Consider the following 3,059-nt stretch of genomic DNA (forward strand, 5'->3'; position numbering starts at 1 on the left):
TGTCCCGGCCATCCACGTCTAGTCACGCTGCGCGAAGAACGTGGGTGCCCGGGACAAGCCCGGGCATGACGACCTCTGTGCAATCGCACCGATGACCGGCGCAAAATAATTCCAAGCCCCACGGAACGAGCCGGCGCGGGGCGCGTTGGTGATGCAAGTCCCAAGGATGAAGATTGTGAGCACAAAAGGCCTCAGCCGGTCAGCCCCGGGCTGGGGCCTTTCCGCGTTCTGGCATACCCGTCCAGCGAGGCATCGCGCAGTAGCATCGTACTCCGCGATCGTTCGAGACAGTTAACCACCCACGCGCCCTGCTCGCACACTCGTGAACCACTGGACTTTCCAATGTTGTTCCCGTGTGAGAATGTCGCGCCATGATTGCTCGTCGCATCCTCAGGCTCGTGCTCGCGGTCCTCGTGACCGCGGGGCTGATGGTTGCGCCGCTGGTGACGCCAGCAGCGGCAGGACTGCCGATGGCCAGCGACATGCAGATGACCGACGCGCAAGACATGTCCGCCGACATGCCTTGCTGTCCCGATCAGCACGACGGCAAGCAATGCCAGGACTGCCCTCTCCTCGCGATCTGCATGTTGAAGGTGTTGCAGGCTGGGCCGGCGGTCGTGACGGCAACTCTCGATCCGCGTGCGCTCGAACTGCTCCGGCCGCTCGATGATACCATTGCCGACGGCCTTACCCGTCCACCTCCGGATCATCCACCTCGATTGACGGTCTGACCGGCGCTCACGCGCCGGACGAATGTGCGCGTCGATAACGGCGCGCGCATCGCTGCCTGCCGTCTTGTTGCTTGTCCCCTGGGGCGCGCGGTCATGGCGGTACCATCAGATCCATCGAGGAATTGAAATCATGACAATGTCCAACGTCGCGCGTGCCGCCATGGCCGCGCTGATCGCCGCCGCGTTTGCGGGTGCCGCACGCGCCGAAATCAAGAACTACGAGTTCCAGCTCGTGCAGCCGACCGTCAAGGCCGGCGCCGATCGCATCGTGACGGTGCGACTGGTCGACAAGACCACCGGCAAGACCGTGCCGGATGCCGTGATTTTCGCCAGCCGGCTCGACATGGCGCCCGACGGCATGCAGGAGATGGCCACCAAGGTCACCGCGATGCCGGGCACTGAGCCCGGGACATACCGGTTCAAGGCGACCTTCGGCATGGCCGGTCGCTGGCAACTCTCGCTCGGCGCCAAGGTACAGGGCGAAACCGGAACGGTCGAGAACAAGCTCCTCGTCACGGCCGAGAAATGACCCGCCGCCTCCTCATGGGCAGTGCCGCTGCGATTCTCGCCGCGGCAGGTCTCGCGCTGTTCGCCGCCGGCGTCCTGCGGCCACAGCCCGACGTCGGCCAACTCGTATCCGCCGCGAACGCGGCGGATACGGGCACGCCCATCTATTATCAGGACCCGGACGGCAAGCCGCTCTATTCGCTGACGACGAAGAAGACGGCGGACGGCCGCGACTATCGTGCCGTGCCTGCGGGCGCGGACATAAGCTTTGATGAGCCCGAGCAGCCCGCGGTGACGGCTGCGGCCGAGGCCAGGGGCGATCGCAAGGTCAAATACTACCGCAACCCAATGGGTCTGCCGGACACCTCGCCGGTGCCGAAGAAGGACTCCATGGGGATGGACTATATCCCTGTCTACGAAGGCGACGATAGCGACGACGGTTCCGTCCGGCTATCTCCGGGCAGGATCCAGCGTACGGGCGTCAGGTCCGAGCCCGCTGCGCTCCGCACGATCCGCACGATGGTCCGTGCCCCCGGCGTCATTCAATTCGACGAGCGGCGAGTCTCCGTCATCTCGATGCGGTCCGAAAGCTTCATCCTGAAAGTCGCCAACGTGACGACCGGCTCCCACGTCGTGAAGGGGCAGCCTTTGATGGAGGTCTACAGCCCCGCCGTCGTGTCGGCGGCCGCCGAATATCTCGCCACCATCACGTCCAAGACGACGGGCGGTGACCAGGCCTACGGCCGCGGCTCCCGTCAGCGACTGATCAACCTCGACGTACCGGAAGCCGCCATAGCGGCGATCGAGAAAAGCCGGAGCGTACCGACCTCCGTCGAGTGGACTGCGCCACGCGATGGCATCGTCCTGGAGCGTAGCGCGATCGAGGGAATGCGCGTGCAGCCGGGCGGCGTGCTGTTCCGGATCGCGGATCACTCGGTAATGTGGGCGTTGATCGACGTAGCGGAACGCGACCTGGGCATGATTTCCAAAGGTCAGTTGGCTACCGTGCGGGCCCGGAGTTTTCCGGGCCGCGAATTCTCGGGGAGGGTCGAAGTGATCTATCCCGAGATCAACAAGGAGACCCGAACCGCGCGCATCCGCGTCGAATTGCCGAACCCAGACCTCGCGCTGCTGCACGACATGTACGTCGACGCCGGGATCGACACCGGGACGGGCGAACCGGTCCTGACCGTCCCTGAGAGCGCGGTGATGGATACCGGCAGTCGGCAGGCCGTCTTCGTCGACAAGGGAGAGGGCCGGTTCGAGCCGCGCGAGGTCAAGACCGGCCATCGCGGCTCGGGATACGTGGAGGTCAGGCAGGGTGTCGCCGATGGCGAGCCCGTCGTCGTGTCCGCCAACTTCCTGATCGACGCGGAGAGCAACCTGAAGGCGGCGCTCAAGGGTTTTGCCGAAGGAGCCCAGCAATGATCGCCCGCCTGATCGCCTGGTCGGCCCGCAATCTGCTGCTGGTGCTGTTCGGCACCGGCTTTGCCGCTGCTGCCGGCCTCTATGCCTTGCTCCATCTGCCGCTGGACGCCATTCCGGATCTCTCCGACACCCAAGTTATCGTCTACACCGAATATCAGGGTCAGGCGCCCCAGGTGATCGAGGACCAGGTCACCCACCCCCTCACCACCGCCATGCTGACGGTGCCGAAGTCGAAGGTGGTGCGCGGCTTCTCCTTCTTCGGCGTCTCCTTCGTCTACATCATCTTCGAGGACGGTACCGACATCTACTGGGCCCGCTCGCGCGTGCTCGAATTCCTCAACGGCGCCGCGGCACGGCTGCCGGCCGGCGTCACGCCCACGATCGGCCCTGACG

At 65.1% G+C, this 3,059-nt stretch carries 4 protein-coding genes; all 4 read left to right on the forward strand.

All coding sequences use genetic code 11. The features are described 5' to 3' along the window. The first annotated feature begins 371 nt into the window (after window positions 1-371). Window positions 372-731, forward strand: coding sequence for a hypothetical protein (locus AC1D00_RS33995; protein ID WP_135176028.1), 360 nt, complete (start codon window positions 372-374; stop codon window positions 729-731). A 130-nt stretch (window positions 732-861) separates the two neighbouring features. Beyond that, on the forward strand, window positions 862-1,260 hold the full coding sequence (locus AC1D00_RS34000) for a FixH family protein (RefSeq protein ID WP_135176029.1): 399 nt from the start codon (window positions 862-864) through the stop codon (window positions 1,258-1,260). After that, on the forward strand, window positions 1,257-2,666 hold the full coding sequence (locus AC1D00_RS34005) for an efflux RND transporter periplasmic adaptor subunit (RefSeq protein ID WP_477013680.1): 1,410 nt from the start codon (window positions 1,257-1,259) through the stop codon (window positions 2,664-2,666). The genes AC1D00_RS34000 and AC1D00_RS34005 overlap by 4 nt, the downstream gene beginning before the upstream one ends. Further along, a partial coding sequence (locus AC1D00_RS34010) for an efflux RND transporter permease subunit (protein WP_477013681.1) occupies window positions 2,663-3,059 on the forward strand: 397 nt, incomplete at its 3' end. The genes AC1D00_RS34005 and AC1D00_RS34010, both read left to right, overlap by 4 nt.

It is taken from the genome of Bradyrhizobium sp. P2_E8 (genome assembly GCF_056403875.1).